Below are 26,005 nucleotides of genomic sequence, written 5' to 3' on the forward strand. Positions count from 1 at the left end.
GAATTACGCTGATAGACCCGAAAAGGCTTGTCAGCGTTTTTTTTGGACGCTAAGTTATTTGACTAAAGCGGCAGCCCTTTTGCAATAAGGCTTGCGGCTAAATTAAAACCAAAATGGAACGTACAGTCATCAAGAAGTAGTCACAGATGACACATAGGGGAAAAACAGTGAATAAAACACAACTAGTAGAATCAATCGCAGAAAACGCAGACATCTCTAAAGCTTCAGCTGGTCGCGCTCTAGACGCTTTCATCGAAGCAGTTGGCACAACGCTACAATCAGGTGACCAAGTTGCCCTTGTTGGCTTTGGTACTTTCAGTGTTCGTACTCGTGCTGCTCGTACAGGTCGTAACCCAAAAACTGGTGAAGAGATCCAAATCGCAGAAGCTAAAGTACCTGGCTTCAAAGCAGGTAAAGCACTTAAAGACGCATGTAACTAATTTTCACTGCTGAAACCTCGATTTTAGAGAGGGGAAGGCAGTAAAATGCGTTTACTGTTTGAACAATGATGTTTCATTCTTAGACAGTATGTGTGCAAAGCACATTGAACTTATTTAAATTATGCGCATCCTACTGATGCGCATTTCTTTTTCTGATAATATCGCGTGAATAGATTTTTATTTTGAAGCCAATGCTTCATATCCGGAGAGCACTTAAATTATGATGGATCGATTACGCGAAGGCGTGAATAGCATCGCGGTAAAAATTATCCTTGGGTTGATTATCCTGTCATTCGTATTCGCAGGTGTAGGCAGCTACATCACCGGTGGCGGTAACAACGCAGCAGCTAAAGTTGGCAACACAGAAATTGCTCGTGGTGAGTTCGAACAAGCTTACCAAAATGAACGTAATCGTATGCAGTCTCAACTTGGCGATTACTTCGCTCAAATGCTTGCAGACCCTGCATACGTAGAGTCTTTCCGTAAATCAGTACTTGATCGCATGATCAATGATGTTCTACTTGAGCAGCAAGCTGAGTCACTAGGCCTACGAATCAGTGATTCTCAAATCCGTACAATGATTCTAGAAATGCCTCAGTTCCAAACTGCTGGTCAATTTGATCAAGAAGTTTACCAAGCAGCACTGCGTCGTGCTGGTTTCAGCGCAGAAAGCTTCGCTGAATACATGCGTCGTGACCTCATGCGTAACCAGCTTGTTACTGCGCTTCAAGGCAGTGAGTTTGTTCTTCAAGGCGAAATCGATACTCAGAGCAAGCTTATTGCTCAAACTCGTGACATTCGCACAGTGACCTTATCTGTTGCTGATCTAGCAAAAGACATTGAACTAACTGATGAGCAAATTGAACAGTACTACTCTGAGAACCCTCAAGCTTACACTCGTCCAGAGCAAGCTAAGGTGTCTTACATCGAGCTTTCAGCTGAAGCACTTAAGTCTCAGCTTGAAGTAAGCGATGAAGAAGCACAGAAATACTACCAAGAGCACCTAGACAAGTACTCAACTGAAGAGCAACGTAAAGTTAGCCACATCCTAGTTCAAGGTGATGACGAAGCGAAAGCTCAGTCAATCCTAGACGAGCTAAATGCAGGCGCTGATTTTGCTACGCTAGCGGAAGAGAAATCTGACGACTTCGGTAGTGCCGATGTTGGCGGTGACTTAGGTTGGATTGAACGCGATGTTATGGACCCAGCATTCGAAGACGCGGCTTTCGCTCTTGAGAATATTGGCGATACGACTGGCCTAGTTAAATCTGATTTTGGCTACCACATCATCAAGCTAGACGAAATTAAAGCGTCTCAAGCTCAGCCTTACACAGAAGTAGCCGTTGAAATTAAACAAGAGCTACTAGACCAGCGTGCTGTAGATCAGTTCTACGAACAGCAAACTGAGCTAGAAAAAGTAGCGTTTGAATTCCCAGATTCTTTGGATGATTCTGCTGAAGCTATCAACGCGAAGATCACGACAACTGATTTCATCTCTCAAGTTGACGCTCCAGAAGTTCTGATGACGCCTGCCGTTATGCAAGCTATCTTGAGCCCTGAAGTGAAAGAAGACGGTCTGAACTCTGAAGTTATCGAAGTGTCTCCTGAGCACGTGATTGTTGTGCGTGTAGAAGAGACTCGCGACGAGACAGTTCTTCCTCTAGCTGAAGTGAAAGATCAAGTTGTGGCCGCATTATCTGCTGTACAAGCTGAGCAACAAGCAGTTGAGCTAGGTGTTTCTCTAGTGAATGAGCTTAAGCAAGGTAACGAAGCAGTACTTGCAGATAACAACCTTGAGTTCACTGAACTTGAAACGATTGACCGTAATTCGCCACTAGCGGCGTCTGTATTCGCTCTAGCGAAACCAGAAGCAGGTCAAGCTGTGTTCGGTCAATCTAAAGACCAAAACGGGAACATCGTTGTTGTTGAGCTCTCTAAAGTGACGGCTGAAATCAACCCAGCTTACAGTACTCAAATTGGTGCACAGTTGGAACGAGTTGGTAATCAGCAAGACCTTACTAATGTATTAAACGTACTGCGCAAAAACGCAGACGTTGAATACTACGTAGTGGGTCAAGGTCAGTAAGCGTTTGATTATCTCAGTAGTAAGGTCAACTTGATGATTTGCTACTGATAATCAAAGCATGGTTGTTGCTCTGTAAAAGAGATTTGCGAGCCAACAAACAAGCTGATGAAAATAAGATGTATAACGAAGCGGGTCACTTTGGTGACCCGCTTTATTTTTATCTGGTGATTGTGTTATCTAGTGCGGCAAATGCATAAATTACGTTTTTTGTTCAAAGGAACGGTTTATGCGCACGATATATTCAACACTACTTCTTTCATTTCTGATGGCCCTGAGCTACCCAGCGTTCTCTGATAGCCCAACTAAAGCTGAGCTTTACGATGGCATTGAGATTACGGTAAACATCAATACCGCGACGGCGGAGGAGCTATCAGCACTATTAGTTGGTGTAGGGGACAAGAAAGCCCAAGAGATCGTCGATTACAGAGATCAAAACGGTGCGTTTACGACTGCTGATGATTTGGTGAGTGTGAAAGGGATAGGTGAAGCCACAGTTGAAAAGAACCGAGATAGAATTCAACTTTGATCCGTTTTCCTATTTGTTAGAAATGAAGCGATAGATATGAAGCCTCCGGCCAGTGCACCGGCTAGGTGGGCTTCAATCGCGACACGAGCATTAATCAGTTCGCCAGTTGTACTCGATGGACCGACAAGCTGCTCCCAAGCGATTTTAGCGACTAATCCTAATACTAACAGCCAACTTGATCTCCTACCGTTTAAAGCCTCACTGAGCGCGAATAAGCCAAACAACCCATGCAAAGTGCCAGATAGGCCAACATAGATCTGAATACTCGAAAGCAGCAGAGCGATCCCAGTCACTAAACTAATGACAAGCAGAGCAAGAACAAGCTGTTTTTTACTCGGTTGAAACAGATAGCTGATGATCCACAAGCCTGCTAAATTCATCAGAAGGTGTGAGTGGTTGGTATGTGAAAAGTTTCCTGTTAGGATCCGCCACCATTGCCCATCGGCGATCGCATTTTTATCCCATACGACCCAAGCCTGCACAGGCTCTAGTTGGAATAATTCGCATAAAAGTGAAGTGAAAATTAAAACAGGGTACACATTAAATCCATGTCTCGTTATTGCCGCCAATGCAGCAAGGCTTTGAAAGCTTGTATTTGTCAGTGGGTTACGCCACTAGAATCGAACGTTGAGCTTATCATTCTTCAGCACCCATCAGAAGAGCATCGCCCGATGGGAACTGCGCGTATTCTCTCGTTATCTCTGAAAAACAGCGTGACGCTTGTGGGGGAAGACTTTTCAGAGAATACAAAACTGAACGAGTTGTTGGCCGATGAAGATTACCAACATGTAATTTTGTACCCAAGTGAGCACTCTGTGTCTGTTGAATCTGCAATACACTCAAGCAAAAAAATGCGTGTAATTCTATTGGATGGCACGTGGAAGAAGGCATTCAAGATGTGGCAGGTATCGGGTAACTTACACGCGTTGCAAACCGTTCACCTACCCAAAGATCTCAAAGGTAACTATCGAATTCGTAAGGCGCCGAGCGAAAACAGCTTGTCGACGGTAGAAGCCGGATACAATTTGTTGAATTTGTTAGAGGGCGACCGAGATTTCAGTCCGTTGCTAACGGCATTCGACCAAATGATTCAGTTTCAAATCAATCAAATGCCGCCCGGTGTATTTGAGAAAAACTACCTAGATTAAGCTGCTTTAGTCGAATGGAGCCGCTGCTAAAACTCGGTATGCGCCGAGAACAGCTGCTGATGCATTTTCTGCGCAAGATCATCGGTCATCGATGAAATGTAATCCGCTATCACGCGCATCTTTCTTGATTCATCTTGATGCTGCAGCCATTGCTTCTTGATTGGCAGTGGCAACAAACGTTCAGGATCGGCACTGAATGCTTCAAACATGTCCATGATGATCTGCTGACCCTTATATTCAATCACTTGAACCTGTGGCACTTGAATCACAAATTCACTGACAAAGCGCTTAAGCCTATCCAACGTCGCATCCATGCTCGGCTCAAGAAAAGCGTTATAAGCCAGCAGCACGTTCTCAAATTCTGTATCAACGGGCTTGATAGAAATACTGGTGAGTAGTGCGTTAACTATCCCACCTATCGCATCTTTTCTACGATATTGCTCTCCTGAAAAAAGCATTTCAGTAATCGAATCTAGATGCTCACAGATCCAAGGATCTGCCATCTCTTTCAATTGAGGATAAGCCGATTCAACCCATTGTGCTTTGGTTACCGAGCCAAGCACAATCGCATCTTCCAAATCATGCACGCCATAAGCGATATCATCGGCCAATTCCATGATCGAACAATCGAGAGATTTGTATTTGGTTTTGTTGTGCTCAAGTGGTTCGGTGTGTGATTTTCTTTTCTGTTTTAGAAGCTGTTGGTCGTTGCTTGAAAGCGGCTCCAGTACCCAGTTAAACAGTTCTTCATCATGATCGTAGATGCCTTTTGCTGGCATCCAATCTTTTGCTCTTAACTGACGTTGATGCTTTACAGGTTCAGACTGTAATCTCGCTTGGACTTGGCTGAGCAGAGAAGGGTACTTAATCAGACCTAACAAAGTGCGTCGAGATAGGTTCATCCCGTGATGTTCAGTGTAGGGTTCTAATTGAGTCACGATTCGGAAGGTTTGGGCATTGCCTTCAAAGCCACCATGATCGCGCATCATATAGTTCAGCGCGACTTCACCACCGTGCCCATAAGGTGGATGACCGATGTCGTGAGCCAGACACAATGAATCGATCAAACTGTCTGAAGGCAACAAATCACGAAACTCAGGCTGTTTTTTCTTTAGCTGAGCGACAATCCCCGTACCAAGCTGAGCAGCTTCTAGTGAGTGGGTTAAGCGGGTACGGTGAAAATCATTCACCGTGGTGCCATGCACTTGTGTCTTGGCCTGTAAACGACGGAATGCAGCTGAGTGAAGCACGCGAGCACGATCGCGTTGATATGGGCTACGGTGATCGTCTCTTCTGATCTTATGCTCATCGTTGTTTCGATCTTGCCATTCTTGCTCGAGTACAAATGGTGGTTCGATTGGAGAAGTCAAAATAGCACCTATCAAATTGATTTTATTTAGATAATTACACTCAACTTATACCTAGCTAGCTGATTTCGTCTAGTGATAATTCAAAACTGGGTGCAAATGTCGTCAAAAAGTAATCCATCTCCGGGCTTTTGCGTTGTGATAGCGTCTCTTCAAGCCTGCGTTTGGCCTGTTCGTATTCGTGGTTTCCCGCGCTGAGTTCTTCCAAGCATTTGAGGTAAGCACAGATAGTGTCGGCTTGCTTGACGATGCTTTGTTCTTCTTTGTTTGCTGTTCTGGATATTAAGAAGGGCGCGAAATCGTCTTGGAATTCTTCCGGTAGCATTGAAAGCAGTCTTTGTTCTGCTGCGGCTTCTATCTTCTTGTACTCTTGGGCTATGTCTGGGTTGTAGTATTTAACCGGCGTTGGTAAATCACCAGTCAGTACCTCGCTGGTATCGTGGTACATGCCAAGCAGCGCAATGTGCTCGGGGTTGAGCTGACCATCAAACTTCTTATTTTTAATTAATGCCAAGGCATGTGCGACGAAAGCCACCTGTAGGCTATGTTCTGAAATATTCTCGCTTGAAATTGAACGCATCAGGGGCCAGCGTTGAATCAGCTTCATACGGGCAAGATGGGCAAAGAAATGGCTTTGTTTCATAAGAGTCCTTTCTAAACTGTGCTCCACTCGTATCTTGTGTTTGCACAGGGATACGAGACAGCGGATACAAAAAAGGCTCCCAAACAGGAGCCTTTTAAGCATAGAAGTGATTGATTACAAGTTAAAGTCTTTTAAAACAGCAAATTGTAGTCATAACTTTTTGCGTTAATTAATCGACTGTGAGCTCATCTTGGCTGTAAGTCTGTAAGAAGCGCTCTAGGCGACCAATCGCGATTTCTAGATCTTCGATGTGCGGCAGAGTCACGATGCGGAAGTGATCCGGTTTCGGCCAGTTGAAGCCAGTACCTTGAACCAATAACACCTTCTCTTGCTTAAGGAAGTCGAGTACGAATTTCTGATCGTCTTTGATGTTGTACATGTTGGTGTCGATCTTAGGGAACAGGTACATAGCGCCTTTTGGTTTCACACAAGAAACGCCAGGGATCTTGTTGATCAGTTCCCATGCACGGTCACGTTGCTCAAGCAGTCGACCACCAGGAAGAATCAGTTCGTTGATACTCTGATAACCACCCAGTGCCGTTTGGATGGCGTGCTGCATTGGTACGTTGGCACACAAACGCATCGAGGCGAGCATTTCTAGCCCTTCGACATAGCCTTTCGCAATGTGTTTCGGACCCGTTAAGAACATCCAGCCACCACGGAAACCACATACACGGTAAGCCTTAGACAGACCGTTGAATGTCACCATGAGTACGTCTTCAGCCAGCGTTGCGACTGACGTGTGGACTGCACCGTCGTAAAGTACTTTATCGTAGATTTCATCAGCGAAGATGATCAAACCGTGCTCACGCGCAATCTCAACAACTTGTAATAGGAAATCGCGGCTGTATACCGCGCCTGTTGGGTTGTTCGGGTTGATAAGAACGATGCCGCGAGTCTTTGGTGAGATCTTCGCACGCATGTCGTCTAGATCTGGATACCAATCAGCATCTTCATCACACATGTAGTGAACCGGTGTGCCACCAGAAAGCGCAACAGACGCTGTCCATAGTGGGTAGTCCGGAGCGGGAACTAAGATTTCATCACCATTATCCAGTAGCGCCTGCATAGACATAACGATAAGCTCTGATGCGCCGTTACCAATGTAAACGTCTTCTACATCAATGTTACGTAGGCCTTTTTTCTGGTAGTGCTGAACAACCGCTTTGCGGGCTGAATAGATGCCTTTTGAGTCGCAGTAACCTTGAGATGTCGGTAGGTTACGGATTACATCAACAAGGATTTCATCAGGGGCGTCAAAACCAAATGGGGCGGGGTTACCGATATTAAGCTTCAGTATTTTATGCCCTTCTTCTTCCATGCGCTTAGCATGTTTGAGTACAGGTCCCCTGATTTCGTAGCATACGCTGTTGAGTTTTGACGACATCCCGATATTTTGCATTGCCGATTTCCTGAAATTAATTTAAATACTTTATTAAAGTACCGCAAAACGGGGTTTGATAGAATAAAAATCTGATGAATGTCGCATTTCAGTGTCACGTTTGGTCTTTTTGTTGTCACTCTTTTTTAAATTTTAATTAATCGCTTTCTTTGTTATTGGCTAAGATGAATAAAGAGGTTGGATCGCTTAGAATCACAGGAATGTTCAAAAGATATAGTACATTCTTGATCTAAGTGGGTACTGCCCATAAAGTATCAAACTAATATAATAATAATTTAGATGTGAACGAGGTCGATTTGTCACATTTCCAGCAAACTATCTCCGCTTTGATTGAGCGAGTACAAAATGCCCAAGCAAGTGAAGTTCGTTGTGTTGAAGTTCTAACGCAAAAACCATCGTTTGCATTTATAGAATGGCTTCATGCTCAACCGCTCTTTCCAAAGTTCTACTGGCAGTCACGCGACACTCGTGAAGAAGTGGTCGCGCTCGGTCAACTGCATACTTTCTCCGATCCAGCTCCCGCGTATGCCATTCTTGGTGAAGACCAACGAATTTGGGGTGGACGTTCATTTGACGGACATACCGCAAAGAACCGCCGTTGCATGGAATCATTTTTCTTTCTTCCTCAGGTTGAATTAATTCGCTTTGACGACACTTGGTCGCTGGCGGTTAATTTGTCTCCTGATCGCGTTGCTTCCATTAATGCTTTGAATAAGCTTTCTGTAGAAGCGGCGATATTGGCACCCTTGTCGGCGCACATTGAACAGATTAACCACGTTCCAGAACGAGAACAGTGGGGCAATCTGGTCGATAAAGTGCTGCAGGGCATCAGCGATGAAGAATATAAGAAAGTCGTATTAGCTCGTAGAACCACATTGCAATTGGATGCGCCAATCTGCGCGGCTCAGTTACTCAAGGCCAGCTATCTGCAAAACCATCACAGCTTTCACTTTATGTTGGTATTGGATTCCAAACACAGCTTTATTGGCTCAACGCCAGAGCGTTTGTACAGTCGATATGGTACAGAGCTTGATACTGAAGCTCTGGCGGGAACCATTGGTCGCGGAGAAAACGCGACAGAAGATATGGAGTTAGCCAACTGGCTTTCTCAAGACAGTAAAAACCTCAATGAAAACCAATATGTGGTTGACGATATCATTGAACGTCTCACTCCTCACTCTCAAACGGTACACGTTGAAAAAGAGGCGCGACTTGTGCGTTTGCGTAAGGTACAACATCTTAAGCGTAATATTCATGCTCAACTCAATACTGGTGTGAATGGTGTCCAGCTACTGGCTTCATTACAGCCAACAGCTGCCGTTGCGGGACTGCCTCGTAAAGAAGCGATGGATTTCATACTTGAACATGAACCGTTTGCGAGAGGCTGGTATGCAGGCTCTGTTGGTTATATTAGTCATCAACGCGCTGAATTCTGTGTCGCAATTCGAAGTGCCTTGATTGTAAACGATCAAGTACAACTGTTTGCGGGTGCCGGGATCGTGCCGGGATCTGTTGCTGAACATGAGTGGCAAGAGTTGAATAAGAAAATGTCGACTCTGCTCAGCCTAATTTCAGATCACCCACCTCTGGGTGTGGCCTCATGAACCATGACCAAGCCGTATTAAATAGAGTTTGGTGTCACACGTTACTTGAAGAGCTAGCCCGGAGTGGTGTTGAACATGTTTGTGTCGCGCCAGGCTCGCGCTCAACGCCGTTAACACTCGAAGCCGAAGCCAATCCAAAACTGACGCTGCACACGCACTTTGATGAGCGTGGGCTTGGTTTTCTTGCGTTAGGTTTAGCGAAAGCCAGCGATAAGCCAGTTGCCGTGATTGTCACCTCTGGTACTGCTGTTGCAAACCTTCTTCCTGCGACGGCTGAATCTGGGCTGACACGAGAGAAGCTGATTTTGCTGACCTCTGATCGACCAATCGATTTAGTCGACTGTGGCGCTAATCAAGCGATTCAGCAGCAAGGTATCTTTTCTTCCCATGTTGAAAGTGCTTTAAATCTACCAAGTCCAACCACACAGATTTCATTGAATTGGCTTCTGACATCCGTTGATAACGCGCTAGCGAAACAACGCAATGTTGGCGGTGCGATTCATATCAACTGTCCGTTCCCAGAGCCTCTATATTCTGCGAATAGCGCGGAAATGTATGCGGAATACACATCCAGTATCACTGGGTGGAAGTCGGGAACAGGTTGTTACAGCCAAACGTTTTTACCTAATCAAGTGAATACACAACCGATTGCTCTAGGTGAGTATCTTGGACGTAAGGGTGTGGTTATTCTCGGTTCGCTCGATATTGAACAAGCGACAAAAGCTCAGCAGTTTGCTACTGCATTAGGCTGGCCAGTTTTTTGCGATCCTCAATCAGGTGTCAGCAGTGATTGGAAACATTATGATTTGTGGATGCAGAGTGACGTAGCCAAAGCGCAACTCAACCAATGTGATTTCATCCTTCAGTTCGGTGAGCGTATTGTTTCTAAGCGCCTTAATCATTGGATAAAGTCGCAAGCTTCATCATTCTGCTCATCACAATACATTGTTGTGTCGCCAGATACGCACCGAATCAACCAAGATCATCTGCCTCAAACCCATATCGTTGCTGATATCGAGTCGTGGGTGTCAGAACAGCACTTACCCACCTTGTTAGGTCAACATGCAGGTTGGGCAGCACCTTTGGTCGAAATCGCGAATACGGTTCAACAATTGGCATTGGCGCAAATATCCAATAATGACCAACTGACCGAGTTGAGCGTTGCAGTTGACTTGTCGACTAGACTTAAAGACAGAGAGTTGTTTGTGGGAAACAGCTTGATGGTAAGGCTGGTGGATATGCTGTCATCAATATCTGCAAATCAAGTTTACAGTAATCGTGGCGCATCGGGCATTGATGGCTTGGTAGCAACGGCTGCGGGCGTGGTGAAAGCCAACCAGAACCCCTTGATAATGTTGATTGGCGATACCTCTTTGCTTTACGACCTCAATTCACTGGCTCTGCTTACTCACAATGTAACGCCGATGGTGATTGTTGTGACCAACAATGATGGCGGTGCGATCTTTGACTTGTTGCCTGTTCCTGAGCAACAAAAACAATCTCTATATCAAATGCCCCATGGTTTCGGTTTTGAACATGCCGCTGCGCAATTCCAGCTTGGTTATGCGGCGCCAGAAACTTTGAATTGCTATCAAACGATTGTCGAACAACATTTCGAACAGGGTCAGGGTACCTTGCTCGTTGAAGTTAAGACGCCTCCCGAACAAGCGTCTACTTTGCTGAAACAATTCAGTTCAATGCTCACCGAGGCATTAGCCTAAGGACTTTACATGCTTTACTCCAATTATTACCCAGCTGTACAAGAATCTTCTGACAAACCTTTGCTTGTTTTTCTACATGGTTTACTCGGAAGCGGGGATGATTGGAGCGCATGTCATCCATATCTAGAGGACTTTCCTCGTCTTTGCATAGATTTGCCCGGGCACGGACAAAGTCGCTTTATCGACCCGGTAGGCTTTGATCATTGCTGCAAGAAAATCGTTCAGTGCATCACTTCTCAACTTGCTCTCAACGATCTTCCTGCGGATTACCCTATCGTGGTGATTGGCTACTCTATGGGTGGTAGGCTTGCCATGTATGGGGTGACAAGCCCTTGCTTCGAAACGCTCAATCTTGAGAAGGTCATTATTGAAGGTGGCAACTTTGGTCTGGAGCGTGATGAAGAACGAGCACAAAGGTTAGTACATGATACGCAATGGGCTGTCCGCTTTGCGCAGCAGTCGATTGAAGATGTTTTAGACGATTGGTATCAACAAAGCGTCTTTTCTTCACTAAATCATGAGCAAAGACAAACTTTGGTCATAAAGCGTAGTGGTAACCTTGGAGTATCCGTAGCAAATATGTTGTTATCTACTTCGTTAGCGAAGCAACCGGATTTACGTGCCACATTGAAATCTCATGAGCATCAATTGCATTATGTGTGTGGTGAAAAAGATCGTAAATTCATGGAGCTAGCTGAGAATAGTGGCTTTGAATATAGTCAGGTTGATTACGCTGGTCATAATGTTCATTTTGAGCAACCAGAGTTGTTTTCCAACCTGATCATCCAATGTATCGCCAGTCGTCGTTAAACTGACTGAGCGGTTCTCTCGTATCAAGCACTATCAAAAGCAGAGCAACACCGTCACGACTACTCGTTAGTCGTGGTCTCTAATAGAACAATGGGAATCACCATGGCTAAAACAGTAGGCATCACAGAAGAAGAACTTTACGCAGCAGTTAACTGGCGCGATGAAAGCAGTCAATTTGAAGATATTCAGTACCATAAGTCTGACGACGGTATTGCGAAAATCACGATTGCTCGTCCTCAAGTCCACAATGCGTTCCGTCCACAAACCGTAAAAGAGATGATCAATGCACTGGCTGATGCTCGTTATGACGAGAAGGTTGGCGTAATCATTTTGACGGGTCTTGGTGAGAAGGCGTTCTGTTCTGGTGGTGACCAAAGTATCCGTGGTGACTACGGCGGCTATCAAGATGATTCAGGTACACACCACCTGAACGTACTTGATTTCCAACGTCAAATTCGTACTTGTCCAAAACCAGTAATCGCAGCGGTATCGGGCTGGGCAGTCGGTGGCGGTCATGTTCTTCACATGATGGCAGACCTGACCATTGCAGCTGAAAACGCACAGTTCGGTCAGACGGGTCCTAAAGTAGGTTCATTCGATGGCGGTTGGGGTGCTTCTTACATGGCTCGTATCGTTGGTCAAAAGAAAGCGCGTGAAATCTGGTTCTTGTGCCGTTTCTACGATGCTCAAGAAGCATTGGACATGGGTCTAGTAAACACAGTCGTGCCTGTTGCCGACCTAGAAAAAGAAACGGTTCGTTGGTGTCGTGAAGTTCTTCAACACAGCCCGATGGCACTGCGTTGCTTGAAAGCCGCACTGAACGCAGACTGTGATGGTCAAGCCGGTCTACAAGAGTTGGCGGGTAACGCAACCATGATGTTCTACATGACAGAAGAAGGTCAAGAAGGCCGAAACGCATTTAACGAGAAGCGTCGACCTGATTTCGACAAATTTCCGCGTAACCCATAGTCTTTCTCTTCTTTAAAATGAGTCGCTAATAGCGGCTCGTTTTGTTTTGATGTTCCCCGTTTTTTAGGAAACTTTATGAACTCAGTGAATTCTCAACGTCACGCTAAACTCTACCGTTATCAATTACCTATGGATAGTGGTGTGATTCTTCGTGACAATAAGTTGAACGAACGCGTTGGCTATATCATCCAACTTGAGTGTGATGGTAAAACTGGTTTTGGCGAAGTTGCGCCTTTGCCGGGTTTTAGCCAAGAAGATGCCGAACAAGCTGGCATTCAGCTGCAACACGAATTAGAGCTTTGGAGCCACAATAACCCTCAAACGCCTTTTGATGAGTTATATCCTTCTGTTGCCTTCGGTTTTTCGATGGCGATGATGGAATTACGAGGCGAACTCAATGCTGAAGGTAACTACCAAGCAGCACCGTTATGTACAGGCGATCCAGATGAATTGATCCCTGTGCTGAATGAGATGAAAGGCGAGAAGGTTGCCAAAGTAAAAGTTGGTCTCTACGAAGCGATTCGTGATGGCATGCTGGTGAGCTTATTCCTTGAGTCGATCCCTGATTTGACCCTAAGGCTTGATGCCAACCGCGCGTGGAAACCAGAGAAAGCGAAGCAGTTCATTAAATACATTTCGCCGTCACTGCGTCAGCGCATTAGCTTTATTGAAGAGCCTTGTCAGAAGCCAGAAGACAGCTTGGCCTTTGCCATCGACCACGGTGTGGCGATTGCGTGGGATGAGACACTACAAGAAGCGGTAAGAAGCCCTGAGTTTAATCTCAGCGATCTTACGGGTGTTAAAGCGGTAGTGATTAAACCAACCTTGATTGGTTCAGTAGAGCGTTGTGTTGCTATCATTGAACGCGCGCAACAACTTGGTATTAAACCTGTACTAAGCTCAAGCATAGAGTCTAGCCTTGGCTTAACTCAGATTGCTCGATTGGCACAACAGTACTTACCTAATGAAGTTCCAGGGCTTGATACGATTGGCTTGTATCAGCAACAGCTAGAAGTATCATGGCCGGGTTGTCAGCTTCCAGTTTCAACGCTTGAACAACAGCAATTGATTTGGTCTTCTTAGGCTGCTCGTTCGATTGGCTTAGACCGTTCTCAATCTATTACTTGGTTATCTTATGATGCGCCCACAATCTAATCATCACCCGCTCTGGGTACAGTGGGCGCAGCAGAACCCACATCAAACAGCGTTAGTGACTCCTAACCGCGCTTACACTTGGCAGCAAGTGTTTGTGCTGGTGAGTGAGTACCAACAACAGCTATCTCATCAAGGCCTATCTGCAGGTGATGTACTGACGATTGTCGGTAAGAACCAAGCTGAAGTGATTCCGGCTTATCTTGCCGCACTCAATTTGGGTGTGGTTTGCGCGTTTACCATGCCTCAGCCGAAAGCTCGTTTAACGCAGAAGCTTGAATCCCTCTATGGTCAGCTAGACAGACGTTACCTTTGGCTATTAGATAGCTGTGGGTTAGATCATTCTGATGCTGTTGACCTCAAGACTGTATTGGTGACGTTACCTTGCTTGAACGAAGTTAAGGTCGATGGTGATGACAAACCAACAACATCGAAAAATCCTAACTTTAATCCTCAAAACCTTGCGAGCATCGCATTCACTTCTGGCTCTACCGGAAACCCGAAAGCGGTGGCTCACACGTTGCAGCAACACTTATGTTCAGCTCAGGGGTTATTAGACGTTTTCAACTTTGAACAAGCTGACACTTGGTTGCTTAGCTTGCCGATGTACCATGTGTCAGGATTGGCGATTGTCCATCGTTGGTTGGCTGCTGGTGGCTGCATCAAAATAGGGTCAGGTAAGCTTGAGTCAGACATCGAAGGTTGCAGTCATGCCTCTTTAGTGGCTACTCAACTACATAGATTATTGCAGAGTAAGCAAGCACTTACGTTAACTCATGTGCTTTTAGGCGGTAGCCACATCCCAGAAGCGCTAGGGCTTGAAGCTCAACAAATGGGCATTGAAACTTGGCTTGGATACGGTATGACAGAAGCGGCTTCAACAGTGACCGCGAAGCCAGTCGATTCTAGTAATACTGCAGGTTTTGTTCTCGACCAACGCCAGTTAAAAATTGAAGATCAACGTATCTTTATTGGCGGCAATACGCTTGCTTCTGGTTACTACTATCAGGGTGAGGTTACGCCGTTGGTGGATGAGAACGGTTGGTTCGACAGTAAAGACCTCGGCGAATGGGATGGCGAACAAGTGTCGATCATTGGTCGTGCTGATAATCAGTTTATTTCTGGCGGTGAGAATATTCACTGTGAGGAAATTGAACGAGCACTGAATCAGTTATCTTTAATCAATCAGGCGTTTATCGTTCCAATTGAAGATGATGAGTTCGGGTTTCGACCTGTCGCTATTGTGGATTGTACGGATTTACCAACCAAAGAATGGTTTGCTGAGCAATTAAATGGCCGTCTTGAACGGTTCAAATTTCCTGTCGAGTACTATCGAATGCCTCATCAAGAACAGCTAGGTATTAAGGTTTCACGCGCAGGGTTGGCACAATGGCTACAGCAGATTCGTTCTAAATAGAGCTGAGAACAATAAAATGAAGCGCAATACACGGTGACTAGTCGTAATTGCGCTTCAGGGGGTTGTGATGTTGGTGAAACCATCACAAATTCTTAATATTCTATCTGGTCATTAAGGCTTTTATCTTTGCATCTGGCTGTTTAGCTTAAGCGAGTGCCTTCTTCATTTGTTCAGCAACCTTATCTACCTTACCTAAACCGATAATGACTTGTAGGCCACCTTTTCCAATAGGCACGACGCCTGCAGCACCTAGTTTTTTCAGTGTGTCACTGTCTGCTGCTGACGAGTCTTTTACTGTTAAGCGTAAGCGAGTAATACAGTTGTCCACTTCTAGAATGTTGTCTGCACCACCAATAGCTTCGATGTAGTTGTTGGTTAGGCTAACTAACGCTTCTGGAGATTCTGTCTCGCCTTCTGCTTCCATCTCTTCACCACGACCCGGAGTACGTAGATTGAACTTGATGATAGCGAAACGGAAAATACCGTAGTAAAGCGCAAAGAACACTACACCTTGAACTAATAACATGTACCAGTTAGTCGCTAACGGGTTTTGGCTTGATAGCACTAAGTCAACAAAGCCTGCAGAGAAGCCGAAGCCTGCCATCCATTCCATGCTTGCTGCAATGTAAAGCGACAGGCCTGTTAACACAGCGTGCACTAGGAACAATACAGGTGCTAGAAACATAAAGCTGAACTCTAGAGGCTCAGTAATGCCTGTGAAGAACGAAGCCATTGCTGCGGCAAGCATGATTGCGAATACTTGATTCTTGTTTTTCGCGTCAGCGCAGTGGTACATCGCTAAGGCAGCTGCAGGTAAACCAAACATCATGATAGGGAAGAAGCCTGCTTGGTACATGCCTGTTTTACCCGGAATGCCCGTACCGTTAGCGATAGATTGTGCGCCGCCTAGGAAGTTTGGAATGTCGTTAATACCCACAACATCGAACCAGAACACAGGGTAGAGTGCGTGGTGCATGCCTATTGATAGGAACAAACGGTTGAAGAAGCCAAACAGACCTGCACCCACAGCGCCCATACTTTCTAGCTTAATACCCAATACGATCAGAGCATCGTACACAGCTGGCCAGATGTATAGCAGAGCAAAAGAGAGCGCCATACCTGCGATTGAGGTAAGGATAGGAACCAAACGCTTACCGCTGAAGAAAGCTAAAGCTTGAGGAAGCTCAACCGTTGAGTAGCGGTTATAGATCTCAGCAGAGATGATACCGACAATGATACCCACGAATTGGTTACTGATTTTTCCGAATGCCGCTGGTACTTCACTTAACTCAACATCCATTAATTGAGCAACTGAGCCCGGAGCAAGTAGCGTGGTGACGACTAGGAACATCACAAAACCAGACAGTGCCGCAGAACCATTCTTATCACGGCTTAAACCAAATGCGACACCCACCGCGAACAGAACCGCCATGTTGTCGATGATCGCACCACCTGACTTGATCAAGAATGCGGCTAAGATACTTTCAGAACCCCAACCAACAGGATCCAACCAGTAGCCGATCCCCATAAGGATTGCTGCAGCTGGCAGTGTGGCTACGGGAACCATCAATGCCTTACCTACTTTTTGCATATACCCGAGTATATTCATACGTGCCCCTAAGTTTGTAATTAATTTTTTTAATGTTTCTGCTCGTCAACGTATGGAGTTAAATATTGATCGAGGCAGGATTTTAAGTAACTGCGGCTATTAGAAACTTATTTCTTAATGCAAACAAACGAAACGGGTAGTACTATGAATTAAAATTTTTAATGCATGAGTTCGTATGGCTAATCATCAATCTTTACTGAGAAACCTTCATACATTCAATGTTGCCGCCGAGAAAATGAGCTTCACGTTAGCCGCGAAAAAGTTGCATCTGACTCAGGGAGCGGTAAGCCATCGAATCAAAGTATTAGAAGGTGAACTCGGATTTAACTTGTTTGTGCGAGGCACTCGCAAACTGGAATTGACCGAAGAAGGGCAACGCTTTCAACGCACGTTATCGAAGTCGTTGAGCTCTATTTTTGGCGAGATCGAAGACATTACCAACACCGACTTGTACGGTCAGATCAATATTGGTACCAGTCCTGCCTTTGCTAACAGTTGGTTGCTACCAAGGCTAGCTGATTTCAAACAGCGATACCCAAAGTTCAACCTCAATATTTTCTCTCAAGAAGAGCAAGACTTTCATCAAAATCATCTCGATGTCGCCATTTACTATGGTGCTGAAGATCTAAAAGATATGCATCGACAGCGTCTGTTTGGTGAAAAGTATATTCCGGTATGTACGCCGAGTTATGCCGCTGAACACGACATCTTTGATGATGGTTTAGAGTCGTTACACCGGATTAATTTCATTCATGCGCTAGGCTCTGATGTGTGGCAGCGTTGGATTAAGCACAATCAACTCGATGTAAATCTGTTTGAGCAGTTTTATTGTGTGAGTCATCGCGATATGGGTGTGCAGAGTGCTCTGCATAATATCGGTGTGGCGATGGGGCGCTATCATTTTGTTAAGCCGTACATTGAGACTGGTGAGCTCATCACGCCTTATCCAAGTATGGATACTGATAAAGGGTACGACTTGATCTGTCCGTTAGGCACTGAAAAACGGCCTAAGGTAAGAACCTTTATTAAGTGGCTAGAGGGGCAATTGGGGTAGGTTAGTTAATTTAGCAATTAGATAGTTCAAAACAGAATTTATTATCTTTATAACCATCCATCATAATAAGCCCTATAAATAACGGATTATAGAATAAGGTCTTATTATGAAAATTGCCCTCATCATTGCGGTTTTACTGCAGATAGGCCAAGCAGTGACTTCGTCTGGGCTGACGCGATCGTTGGCTGAACTCACCGCATTTGTGTTGGTTGTGGTACTTGTTTTAATGAAAAGAGAGAGCAAGAAGAGTGATAAGCCCCTGTTTGATTTGTGATTGTTGCAATAAAGAATATCTTTACCACAAACGATAAAGGCAAAGCCCATTTGAGCTTTGCCTTTTTGTTTTGTCATTCGCTAATCTGTTTGTCTGCTTAACAAGTTAACCAATCTACAGCGCTTCTTTACGTATTAGGTGTAATTAGACGTATTATGCGAGAGTTAACCACGCTAATGAGCCTGTCGAAATCATCGTCCACATTGTAATACCAAACATCAATGGCTTCGGCCCAGCAGCTTTAAGCTTCTCTACTGAAATACCGCAACCAATCAAGAATAGACACACCACCAATGCACGCTTAGACACATCAAAGATACCTTGATAGACCATCTCAAATTGTGGCAATAAGTCACTAACAGCAATAGCAGCGCAGTAGAAGAAAATGAAGTAAGGAATCGTAATCTTCTTTTGATCGTTCTTGAAGATCATCGCACTGACTAACGCGATTGGGATGATCCAGAGTGCGCGAGCGAGCTTCAATGTGGTTGCTGTAGTCAGTGCTTCTTCGCCATATGCTGATGCTGCGCCTACTACAGAAGAGGTATCGTGAATCGCGATGGCAGCCCATGTTCCGAAAGTTTGTTGGCTTAACTCTAGTGCATGGCCAATCATTGGGAACAAGAAAAGGGCAACGGAGTTCAACACGAACACTGTAGCTAACGCTAAACCAATCTGTTCATCATCAGCTTTGATGGCCGGAGCTACGGCGGCAATAGCGCTACCACCACAAATTGCGGTACCAGAAGAGATAAGGTAACCCGTGGTGCGATCTAATCCCATGCGTTTTGCCAAGAACCAACCAATGACCAAGGTACCAATAATCGTCGTTACAATGAGGCCAATACCATCGCCTGTTACCGCTAATGCTTTCTCAAACTGGATGCCAAAGCCTAAGCCGACAATCGAGTAGGCCAGTAGCTTCTTGGTGAGTTTGCCTACTTCTAGATGCTCAGGGACTAAACCTAAGCTCGCAAGAAGGAAACCGATCACGAGTGCCGTCGGTGAACTCACCCATGGGGTTAAGCAGAACAGAGCAGCAAGATAAAATGGAACAGACTTTTTTAGATTCATTATATTTAATTCGTCGCGTCTAGTATTGGCAGCGTAGTGGAAGACTATACGCTTAACGCAATGGTAAGTAAGTCTAAATGAATTGAACAAACGTTAAGTAAAACTGAACGTTTGTTCTTATGCGCAAATGTTTAGCTACAGAGTTGCTTGGTGTGGCTCTGCTTAGCGCAATGGCCCACGAAGCTTTGCAACTGACTGGCGCAATGTTTCACAAGAAGTATCTTTAGGTAAAATTGGTCTCCCGGCTTCGATCTCGATTTTTGTCCAGAATCGATTGGGCAAACCTTTACATGCACTGCCTTTGAAACGGCTAAAGTAGCTTCCCCATAACCCTTTGAGTGCCATTGGGATAACGGGTACCGGTGAACGTCGGATGATCAGTTCCATTCCACGCATGAATTCAGCAACTTCGCCATCAGAGGTCAGCTTTCCTTCTGGGAAAATACATACAATGTGGCCTTCATGCAGCGCACGTTCTACTTCTTTGAAAGCATTTCGAATCGAACTGCGATTCGTTGCGGAGATTGGAATAACCCCGGCTCGTTTCAAGAAACGTCGTAATGGTGGGAGCTTGGCGTAATCCTCTTCCATCACAAAGCGGATCAAACGAGGACAAACGGCGCTTAGTAGTAATGCATCCATATAACTCACATGGTTACAGACGATTAGCGCACCACCTTTTTCTGGCAGGTTGTGAAGGTTCTTATGCTTCACACGGTACATGGTGTGAGTCACAACCCAAGTGAAGAAACGGAAAGCATAGATCGGCACCTGATAAAACAGGGCAAACATGACTAAAGTATTGAACACCGCGAGTAGGGCAAACAATTGTGGGATTGAAAGCTGTAGAACACTCAGGAAGACGATACCAAGAACAGCGCTTCCCACCATGAACAGTGAGTTATAGATGTTCAAACCTGCGATAACTTGCGCTCGCTCAGTGGGTTTAGCTCTAAATTGCATCAAAGAGTACAAAGGCACGATGAATATGCCACCCGACATGCCAAGCAGCAGTAGATAGGCGAATAGAGGCCATAATTCAGAGTAAGACACGAAGCTTTTGAATGAATCGAAGTCAGGGAGTGCGTCTGGGATCGACACCGCCATTAAAAATCCAAAAATAGAGATGCCTAAGCTGCCCATTGGCACAATGCCGATCTCAATTCTGTGGTTGGATAACTTATCGCAAGCCAATGAACCAATGGCAATACCGACCGAAAACAGTGCTAGTAAAAATGCGACAGCGCTTTCGGTACCGTTTAAGTAAACCTTGGTGAAGTTGGGAAACTGAGTGAGATAAGTTGCCCCTAAGAACCAAAACCAACTTATTGCCATCAGTGCTTGGAGTGTAGGTCGATCTTTCTTAGCAATCGCGAGCGTTTGGCGTGTCAAAGTAATAGGTTGCCACTTCACTTTTAGGTCAGGCGCATTGCTTGGTGCTTCAGGAATAAAGTAACTGGCTAAATAGCCGAGTACCGCAAACGTTACGATGCAGACGGCGGCAATCAGTTTTGAATTTTCTTCAGAGGCAATAATTCCGGCGCCTAAGGTGCCGATTAAAATCGCTAAGAAAGTGCCTGTCTCGACCAAAGCGTTACCAGAAACCAGCTCTTTCGATTCTAACTGCTGAGGAAGTAGGGCGTATTTTACAGGGCCAAAGAAGGCACTTTGTGTTCCCATTAAAAACAGTAATAGAAGCAGAATTGCGTAGCTTTCGTAGATAAAACCAATGGCACCCAGTGACATGATCACGACTTCAAGAAGCTTAACTTTGCGAATGAACCACGATTTTTCGTACTTATCCGCCAAGACGCCGGCTAAAGCAGAAAAGAGAAAGAAGGGCAGAATAAATAGACCAGCGGCCAAGTTAATGAACAAATTGCTGGAAATTGGCAAGGTATCTACGCTTGCGAAGGCAACAAATAGCAGCAGGACATTTTTGAAGATGTTGTCATTAAAGGCTCCCAAAAATTGGGTAATAAAATAGGGTAGGAACCTTTTTTGGGTTAACAGCGAGGATTGGCTGTCATTGTTCATTATCTGTCCTTCGATGATTACCAGTTGGTGAGGTAGTTTGAGATTAGGTTATTAATCAATTCTTTACCATCAATGGGTTCAGAAGCGAAAAACTTATCATCAACACTCAACAGGGTTATTCCGTGAACACCAGACCATAACACACGGCTTGCCTTCACAACTTCACTTTCGGTGTGCTCAGGAGCAATGGCCATGAGTAGTTGCTCTAGCATACCGGTCATTTTATCGATTCGATTGGATTGCCACTCAGGAAGGTTTTCACCGTTCATGTTGTGTTCGAAGATAAGCTGCCAGCGATGAGGGTTTTTCTGCGCGTAGTCGTGGTAGCAATAAGCGAGGTTGAATAACGCTTGCTGTGGGTTGCTTGATTTCTCTACGGCTGATGCGGATTCTGAGGCTAGTTCGTCTAGTGTTTGAGCGACTACGTGTAAAAGCAACAGGTTATAGTTACCAAACACATTCACTAGAGTACTCGGTACATACCCAATCATATTGGCGATTTTACGTAAACTTAACTCGTGATAAGAGTGCTCTTCTAGGAAGTCAGTCACTGTCTTTAGTGCGAGCTGAACCAGTTGTTCTCGAGTGCGGTCGTTTCTTCGTGCCATGAGTAGTATCTAGTAAATGAACATCGTTCAATATTTTAATGCTGCCCCAGAGTGCCGTCAATCCTTTCGCCAAATAAGTAAACAATTAATAGCCGCAATATTATGATACATGTGTAAACACCGTGAATATTTCATTGTTCTTTGTTAACGAGTATGATTAAGGTGTCGAAAGATAAAGAAACCTATAAAGGATAATAATGAAACGATTTTTCTCACTAGTCGCGATCCTGTTGGTAACAGTCGCGGTGACGCCAATCGCGGAAGCGAAAAAGTTTGGTGGTGGTAAGTCATTTGGCAAAAGCTTTAAAACGGCTCCAGCACCAAAACAACAAAACACGAATTCGATCCGTCAAGATCAAACGGGTAAGAACACAGCAGCTAACTCTAGCAAGAAAGGCCTTATGGGCGGTCTGCTAGGTGGTTTACTTGCTGGTGGTCTTTTAGCTGCATTCTTTGGTGGCGCATTTGAAGGTATCCAGTTCATGGATATTCTGATTATGGGTCTGATTGCTTTCCTAGCGTTCAAATTCCTACGCGGAATGTTGGGGGCTAAGCAGGGTTCCATGAATCAGCAGAATGCACGTGGCCAACAGCCTGCATTCGGCGGCATGGGTCAGAACAAGTTTGAACAACCGCAGCAAAAGCCAAATGTTCATAACTTCGAGCAAGCACAACCGCAATCTCAAGGCGCTGCTGGCGGCTTTGGTTTTGGTGCGCAAAGCGATGTTCCACACAACTACCCACCGGGCTTTGATCAAGCGGCTTTCATCAATGGTTCTCGTGAGCATTATCGTACACTGCAAGGTGCATGGAACCACAACGAGCTAAACACGATTGAAGAATACGTATCTCCAAGCCTATTTGAAGACCTGAAAGTTGAGCGTAATAAGCTAGACGGCGATCAGCACACAGACGTAATGTACGTTGATGCTGAAATCGTTCGTGCTGACCATGACGGTAGCAAGGCTCAATTAAGCCTACAGTTTAGCGGTCGTTACCGTGATACTGCGGATGGTATTGAAGAAGATATCACCGATATCTGGCACTTAGAGCGTGATCTAACGACTGACAATGCGCCTTGGTTAATTGTTGGTATTCAAGGTTAATCTATACTAAATACCAGTCAATTTAGGCTTTAAATCAAACGCCTACTGAGTAATCAGTAGGCGTTTTTTATGGTTAAAAAACGGTAGTTTGGCTCTTCCTCCCTGTTCGCTCGATAAATCATGAACAGCTTGGGTTATTTGTTCTCTATTTCATTGAATGAGTTCTGAGTAAACTGATACCAAACAATTGATTAGGTAATACGATGAGCGAAAACACAACATTGGTGAAATGGGGCATTGCTGGCTTAGGCTACATAGCGAAAAGGTTCGCAACTGCACTCACTCAGCATTCTGCACATGGTGAGCTTTACGCCGTCGCTTCTAGGGACTCTGAACGAGCAAACGCGTTTGGTCAGAACTTTGGTTGCGAGTTGAGCTATGGATCCTATGAAGAGATGGCCAACAACCCGGATGTCGACGCGGTTTACATTGCCACTGTTCATCCATACCACAAACCGTTGGCGGAGTTGTTTCTGAGTCACAATAAACATGTCTTGGTAGAGAAACCCGCGTTTACTAATCTCGCAGATTGGTTGGCAATGAAAGCCCTAGCCGACAAACATGGGGTGTTGTTGTTGGAAGCGATGAAAACAATGGCGTTTCCGGCGTACCGTGAGCTTAAATCTTATCTATCTGAAAACAACATTCAAGTTACCTCGATTGAAGCTGGGTTTGGCAACGAACATGACTATGACCCCAACTTGTTTATATTCAACCCAGAACTCTCGGGTGGTGCGACACTTGATGTTGGGGTTTATGGGCTTTGGTTTTACTATGATTTATGTCGAAGCTTAGGCGTAACGCCTTCAGAGCCTGAGGTTGATATGTCGAGTGTGTACAAGCAATCGAATGTGGATACTGATTCTCTGTTAACGTTCTCTCAAGGTATTGAAGGGAAAATATCGGCGTCTATCGTTTCTAATTTACCTCGTTCTGCTACATTGCGTGGGCCTGAACTAACGATCACGATTAGAGACAAGTGGTGGAACCCAGAGACAATAGACATTGAATATCAGGGCACAAAGCACACCATTCAGCATAACGTTGCGGGCAATGGCTTCGAGTTCGAGATTGATCATATGTCTCAGTTGATACGTGATAACAAGACTGACTCTGATGTTCTGCTCTCTGATGTCTCTTTACAGGTTATCGAAACCATGGAAAGGGCATTGATGAACGCGGGCTTCGGACACCTAACTAAAATAAAGACTTCAGAAAGATAAATGGCAAACCAAAAGCGACAACTCGAACTTTATGAACAGATATTTCAGGCGTTTGGCCCTGGAACCTCGCGATGCCAGATCAGTCAATTGGCGGCGCTGTTGTTCGTTAGTGAGCGTCATGTTCAAACCATTATCAAAACGATGGTTAAGGAAGGCTGGGTTGAGTGGCTGGCGAGTTCAGGTCGCAACAAAAAAGCGTTATTAACATGCCTCGTTGAACCTATCGATGCGTGTTATACGCTGGTTCGTGAGTTGTCAGACTCGGGTAGTGTGGAGCAAATGCTTCCAATACTGAGTTTTAGCGGAAGGGATGCCGGGCTAGAGCTGCAATCGTTTTTAAGCCATGCCAATCAAGCCGCGCGTCGCGCCTATATCCCATTTCATCGAAAGCTAGAGCAACTTCATCCTCATAAGGTGCTCCGACGAACTGAGCGCTTCTTAGTGAGCCAAGTATGCCAACGCCTTACTTATGTTGAGAATAACCAAGCTGGGAATGACCAAGCTAAGAATCGCCAAGTTCGAGGTGATCTGGCTTATCACTGGCAATCAAATGAAGATGCGACAGTATGGCGCTTTCAAATTCGCAATGACGTGTATTTTCACGATGGCAGCCTTTTATTGAGCAAGGATATTGTTCACTGCCTTCAATCTTTGACTCAGACTGAGCATTGGCGTCTTGGTTATCAGCACATAGCCGCCGTGGATCTCTATTCAGAGAATACAGTGGAAGTGCGTTTGAGTGAAACGGACTGGCATTTACCAAGGCTTTTGTCTCGCACTGAAGCGTCAATATTTCAAATGTCGACATCTGGGAAGTTCAATGGATCAGGTGCTTTTTCTCTCGATGTTTTCTCAGAGAACATGCTCCGCCTCAGTCGCAATAGGCTCTATTCACATGATGTGTCTATTTTGAATAGTATCGAGCTGTGGGTGTACCCAGAATGGGCGACGAGTAAGGTATGCGCTGAAAACAAGCTGTGCCTTGAAATGCCTGAAAAAACCAGTGCCGTACCGAGTGAAAACTATTCTACATTTTTGAAGATCCAAGCCCCAAGTCAGACTAACGAAATAACCTCAATAATGACGGTCGAAGATACATCGGAATGCCAAAGGCTCTTTACAAGCCTTGCTTCACCTGATGATAGGTTGGTGTTAATCGAATACGGAAACTACACCAAGATCGAGGGTGTGGTGTTGTGCAGTATTATTGACGAAGGTGACCCGTTGAGCGCTTGGCTTAGCTTCTTATCTCGCTTTCCGTTTGCCACTCTCAATTTAGATTCGCAGATCTTAGAGATGATTCGAACGTACCTTTCGTTGATTCGTCAGCAGCCTGATTTCAGTCGTTCGCTAGCTATATTAGCTGAATGTCGTCAGTGGTTGTCTGAGGTTGGTATTGTTACTGAGCTTAAGCATGAAGCGTTTGGATTAGAAGTATCAGAGCGGATACAAGGCGTGCAAGTAAATGGTTTTGGCTGGTGTGAATTGAATCAATTGTGGATTTTAGACAGTTAAGCAGTGATGGTTCAAAGAAAGTGATAACAAGTCAGAAACCAATAAGCCAGAAACGAAAAAAGCCAACTCAATGAGTTGGCTTTTCGGTTTTCCAATTAAGGAGAATATGGTGGAGGGAGACGGATTCGAACCATCGAAGGCAGTGCCGGCAGATTTACAGTCTGCTCCCTTTGGCCACTCGGGAACCCCTCCAGGGTGTGTCTTACTTTTCACAAAGTAA

At 45.1% G+C, this 26,005-nt stretch carries 23 protein-coding genes and 1 tRNA gene; 15 read left to right on the forward strand and 9 right to left on the reverse strand.

What is annotated here, in order from left to right; translation table 11 throughout:
• Positions 1-146 precede the first annotated feature (146 nt).
• The 3 genes from ED652_RS06290 to ED652_RS06300 all read left to right on the forward strand — a co-directional run bounded on the left by ED652_RS06290 (position 147) and on the right by ED652_RS06300 (position 3,052).
• Positions 147-440 carry an HU family DNA-binding protein gene (locus tag ED652_RS06290; protein WP_012604504.1) on the forward strand — a complete coding sequence of 98 codons (294 nt, stop codon included), beginning with the start codon at positions 147-149 and terminating at the stop codon, positions 438-440.
• A gap of 220 nt (positions 441-660) precedes the next feature.
• Positions 661-2,526, forward strand: a complete 1,866-nt coding sequence (gene ppiD, locus ED652_RS06295) for a peptidylprolyl isomerase (protein WP_102465941.1) — start codon at positions 661-663, stop codon at positions 2,524-2,526.
• 226 nt (positions 2,527-2,752) lie between these two features.
• Positions 2,753-3,052 carry a ComEA family DNA-binding protein gene (locus tag ED652_RS06300; RefSeq protein WP_076678053.1) on the forward strand — a complete coding sequence of 100 codons (300 nt, stop codon included), beginning with the start codon at positions 2,753-2,755 and terminating at the stop codon, positions 3,050-3,052.
• On the opposite strand, the gene rrtA is transcribed toward ED652_RS06300, so the two are convergent.
• Complete coding sequence (rrtA, locus tag ED652_RS06305; protein WP_122053886.1) at positions 3,043-3,591, reverse strand: rhombosortase; 549 nt, start codon at positions 3,589-3,591, stop codon at positions 3,043-3,045. The two genes, ED652_RS06300 and rrtA, sit on opposite strands and share 10 nt — an antisense overlap.
• A gap of 9 nt (positions 3,592-3,600) precedes the next feature.
• On the opposite strand from rrtA, the gene ED652_RS06310 reads away from it, so the two are divergent.
• Positions 3,601-4,200, forward strand: a complete 600-nt coding sequence (locus tag ED652_RS06310; protein ID WP_122053887.1) for a tRNA-uridine aminocarboxypropyltransferase — start codon at positions 3,601-3,603, stop codon at positions 4,198-4,200.
• 26 nt (positions 4,201-4,226) lie between these two features.
• On the opposite strand, the gene ED652_RS06315 is transcribed toward ED652_RS06310, so the two are convergent.
• From ED652_RS06315 to ED652_RS06325, 3 genes are all read right to left on the reverse strand, one after another.
• The gene (locus tag ED652_RS06315) at positions 4,227-5,570 is read right to left on the reverse strand and encodes an anti-phage deoxyguanosine triphosphatase (RefSeq protein ID WP_122053889.1); all 1,344 of its coding nucleotides are present in this window, start codon (positions 5,568-5,570) and stop codon (positions 4,227-4,229) included.
• A gap of 55 nt (positions 5,571-5,625) precedes the next feature.
• A complete protein-coding gene (yfbR, locus tag ED652_RS06320) occupies positions 5,626-6,210 on the reverse strand; it encodes a 5'-deoxynucleotidase (RefSeq protein WP_122053890.1) in 585 nt (194 codons plus the stop codon).
• A 169-nt stretch (positions 6,211-6,379) separates the two neighbouring features.
• Complete coding sequence (locus ED652_RS06325) at positions 6,380-7,612, reverse strand: pyridoxal phosphate-dependent aminotransferase (RefSeq protein WP_122053892.1); 1,233 nt, start codon at positions 7,610-7,612, stop codon at positions 6,380-6,382.
• Between the two features lie 296 nt (positions 7,613-7,908).
• Here ED652_RS06325 and ED652_RS06330 point away from each other — a divergent pair, with 296 nt between their 5' ends.
• The 6 genes from ED652_RS06330 to menE all read left to right on the forward strand — a co-directional run bounded on the left by ED652_RS06330 (position 7,909) and on the right by menE (position 15,285).
• Positions 7,909-9,216 carry an isochorismate synthase MenF gene (locus ED652_RS06330; RefSeq protein WP_122053893.1) on the forward strand — a complete coding sequence of 436 codons (1,308 nt, stop codon included), beginning with the start codon at positions 7,909-7,911 and terminating at the stop codon, positions 9,214-9,216.
• Complete coding sequence (menD, locus tag ED652_RS06335; RefSeq protein ID WP_122053895.1) at positions 9,213-10,937, forward strand: 2-succinyl-5-enolpyruvyl-6-hydroxy-3-cyclohexene-1-carboxylic-acid synthase; 1,725 nt, start codon at positions 9,213-9,215, stop codon at positions 10,935-10,937. The genes ED652_RS06330 and menD overlap by 4 nt, the downstream gene beginning before the upstream one ends.
• Before the next feature lie 9 nt (positions 10,938-10,946).
• The gene (gene menH / locus ED652_RS06340; RefSeq protein ID WP_017110064.1) at positions 10,947-11,747 is read left to right on the forward strand and encodes a 2-succinyl-6-hydroxy-2,4-cyclohexadiene-1-carboxylate synthase; all 801 of its coding nucleotides are present in this window, start codon (positions 10,947-10,949) and stop codon (positions 11,745-11,747) included.
• A gap of 102 nt (positions 11,748-11,849) precedes the next feature.
• Positions 11,850-12,716: a 1,4-dihydroxy-2-naphthoyl-CoA synthase gene (gene menB, locus ED652_RS06345; RefSeq protein WP_010439547.1), complete on the forward strand. Its 867-nt coding sequence runs from the start codon at positions 11,850-11,852 to the stop codon at positions 12,714-12,716.
• Between the two features lie 75 nt (positions 12,717-12,791).
• Positions 12,792-13,799, forward strand: coding sequence for an o-succinylbenzoate synthase (gene menC, locus ED652_RS06350; protein WP_017110063.1), 1,008 nt, complete (start codon positions 12,792-12,794; stop codon positions 13,797-13,799).
• Positions 13,800-13,851: 52 nt separating this feature from the next.
• The gene (gene menE, locus ED652_RS06355; RefSeq protein WP_122053896.1) at positions 13,852-15,285 is read left to right on the forward strand and encodes an o-succinylbenzoate--CoA ligase; all 1,434 of its coding nucleotides are present in this window, start codon (positions 13,852-13,854) and stop codon (positions 15,283-15,285) included.
• A gap of 145 nt (positions 15,286-15,430) precedes the next feature.
• Here the strand turns inward: menE and nagE are convergent, their stop codons facing one another.
• Entirely contained in the window at positions 15,431-16,876 is a 1,446-nt protein-coding gene (nagE, locus tag ED652_RS06360; RefSeq protein ID WP_174214618.1) for an N-acetylglucosamine-specific PTS transporter subunit IIBC, read from the reverse strand.
• 193 nt (positions 16,877-17,069) lie between these two features.
• Here nagE and ED652_RS06365 point away from each other — a divergent pair, with 193 nt between their 5' ends.
• On the forward strand, positions 17,070-17,948 hold the full coding sequence (locus ED652_RS06365) for a LysR substrate-binding domain-containing protein (RefSeq protein WP_017105244.1): 879 nt from the start codon (positions 17,070-17,072) through the stop codon (positions 17,946-17,948).
• Positions 17,949-18,054: 106 nt separating this feature from the next.
• Complete coding sequence (locus tag ED652_RS23715) at positions 18,055-18,222, forward strand: hypothetical protein (RefSeq protein ID WP_004736103.1); 168 nt, start codon at positions 18,055-18,057, stop codon at positions 18,220-18,222.
• 153 nt (positions 18,223-18,375) lie between these two features.
• Here ED652_RS23715 and ED652_RS06370 read toward each other — a convergent pair whose 3' ends face one another.
• The 3 genes from ED652_RS06370 to ED652_RS06380 form a co-directional block, all read right to left on the reverse strand.
• On the reverse strand, positions 18,376-19,296 hold the full coding sequence (locus ED652_RS06370) for a YeiH family protein (protein ID WP_029223440.1): 921 nt from the start codon (positions 19,294-19,296) through the stop codon (positions 18,376-18,378).
• Between the two features lie 162 nt (positions 19,297-19,458).
• Complete coding sequence (locus ED652_RS06375) at positions 19,459-21,333, reverse strand: MFS transporter (RefSeq protein ID WP_122053900.1); 1,875 nt, start codon at positions 21,331-21,333, stop codon at positions 19,459-19,461.
• 17 nt (positions 21,334-21,350) lie between these two features.
• Positions 21,351-21,941: a TetR/AcrR family transcriptional regulator gene (locus ED652_RS06380; RefSeq protein WP_122053901.1), complete on the reverse strand. Its 591-nt coding sequence runs from the start codon at positions 21,939-21,941 to the stop codon at positions 21,351-21,353.
• 197 nt (positions 21,942-22,138) lie between these two features.
• Here ED652_RS06380 and ED652_RS06385 point away from each other — a divergent pair, with 197 nt between their 5' ends.
• The 3 genes from ED652_RS06385 (at position 22,139) to ED652_RS06395 (ending at position 25,785) form a co-directional block, all read left to right on the forward strand.
• Positions 22,139-23,047: a Tim44 domain-containing protein gene (locus tag ED652_RS06385; RefSeq protein ID WP_122053903.1), complete on the forward strand. Its 909-nt coding sequence runs from the start codon at positions 22,139-22,141 to the stop codon at positions 23,045-23,047.
• 203 nt (positions 23,048-23,250) lie between these two features.
• A complete protein-coding gene (locus tag ED652_RS06390) occupies positions 23,251-24,270 on the forward strand; it encodes a Gfo/Idh/MocA family protein (protein WP_122053905.1) in 1,020 nt (339 codons plus the stop codon).
• Complete coding sequence (locus tag ED652_RS06395) at positions 24,271-25,785, forward strand: SgrR family transcriptional regulator (protein WP_122053907.1); 1,515 nt, start codon at positions 24,271-24,273, stop codon at positions 25,783-25,785.
• Between the two features lie 107 nt (positions 25,786-25,892).
• Here the strand turns inward: ED652_RS06395 and ED652_RS06400 are convergent.
• Positions 25,893-25,977, reverse strand: a tRNA-Tyr gene (locus tag ED652_RS06400).
• Positions 25,978-26,005: the final 28 nt, after the last annotated feature.

It is taken from the genome of Vibrio sp. Evd11 (genome assembly GCF_900382755.1).
Classification (GTDB): domain Bacteria; phylum Pseudomonadota; class Gammaproteobacteria; order Enterobacterales; family Vibrionaceae; genus Vibrio; species Vibrio lentus.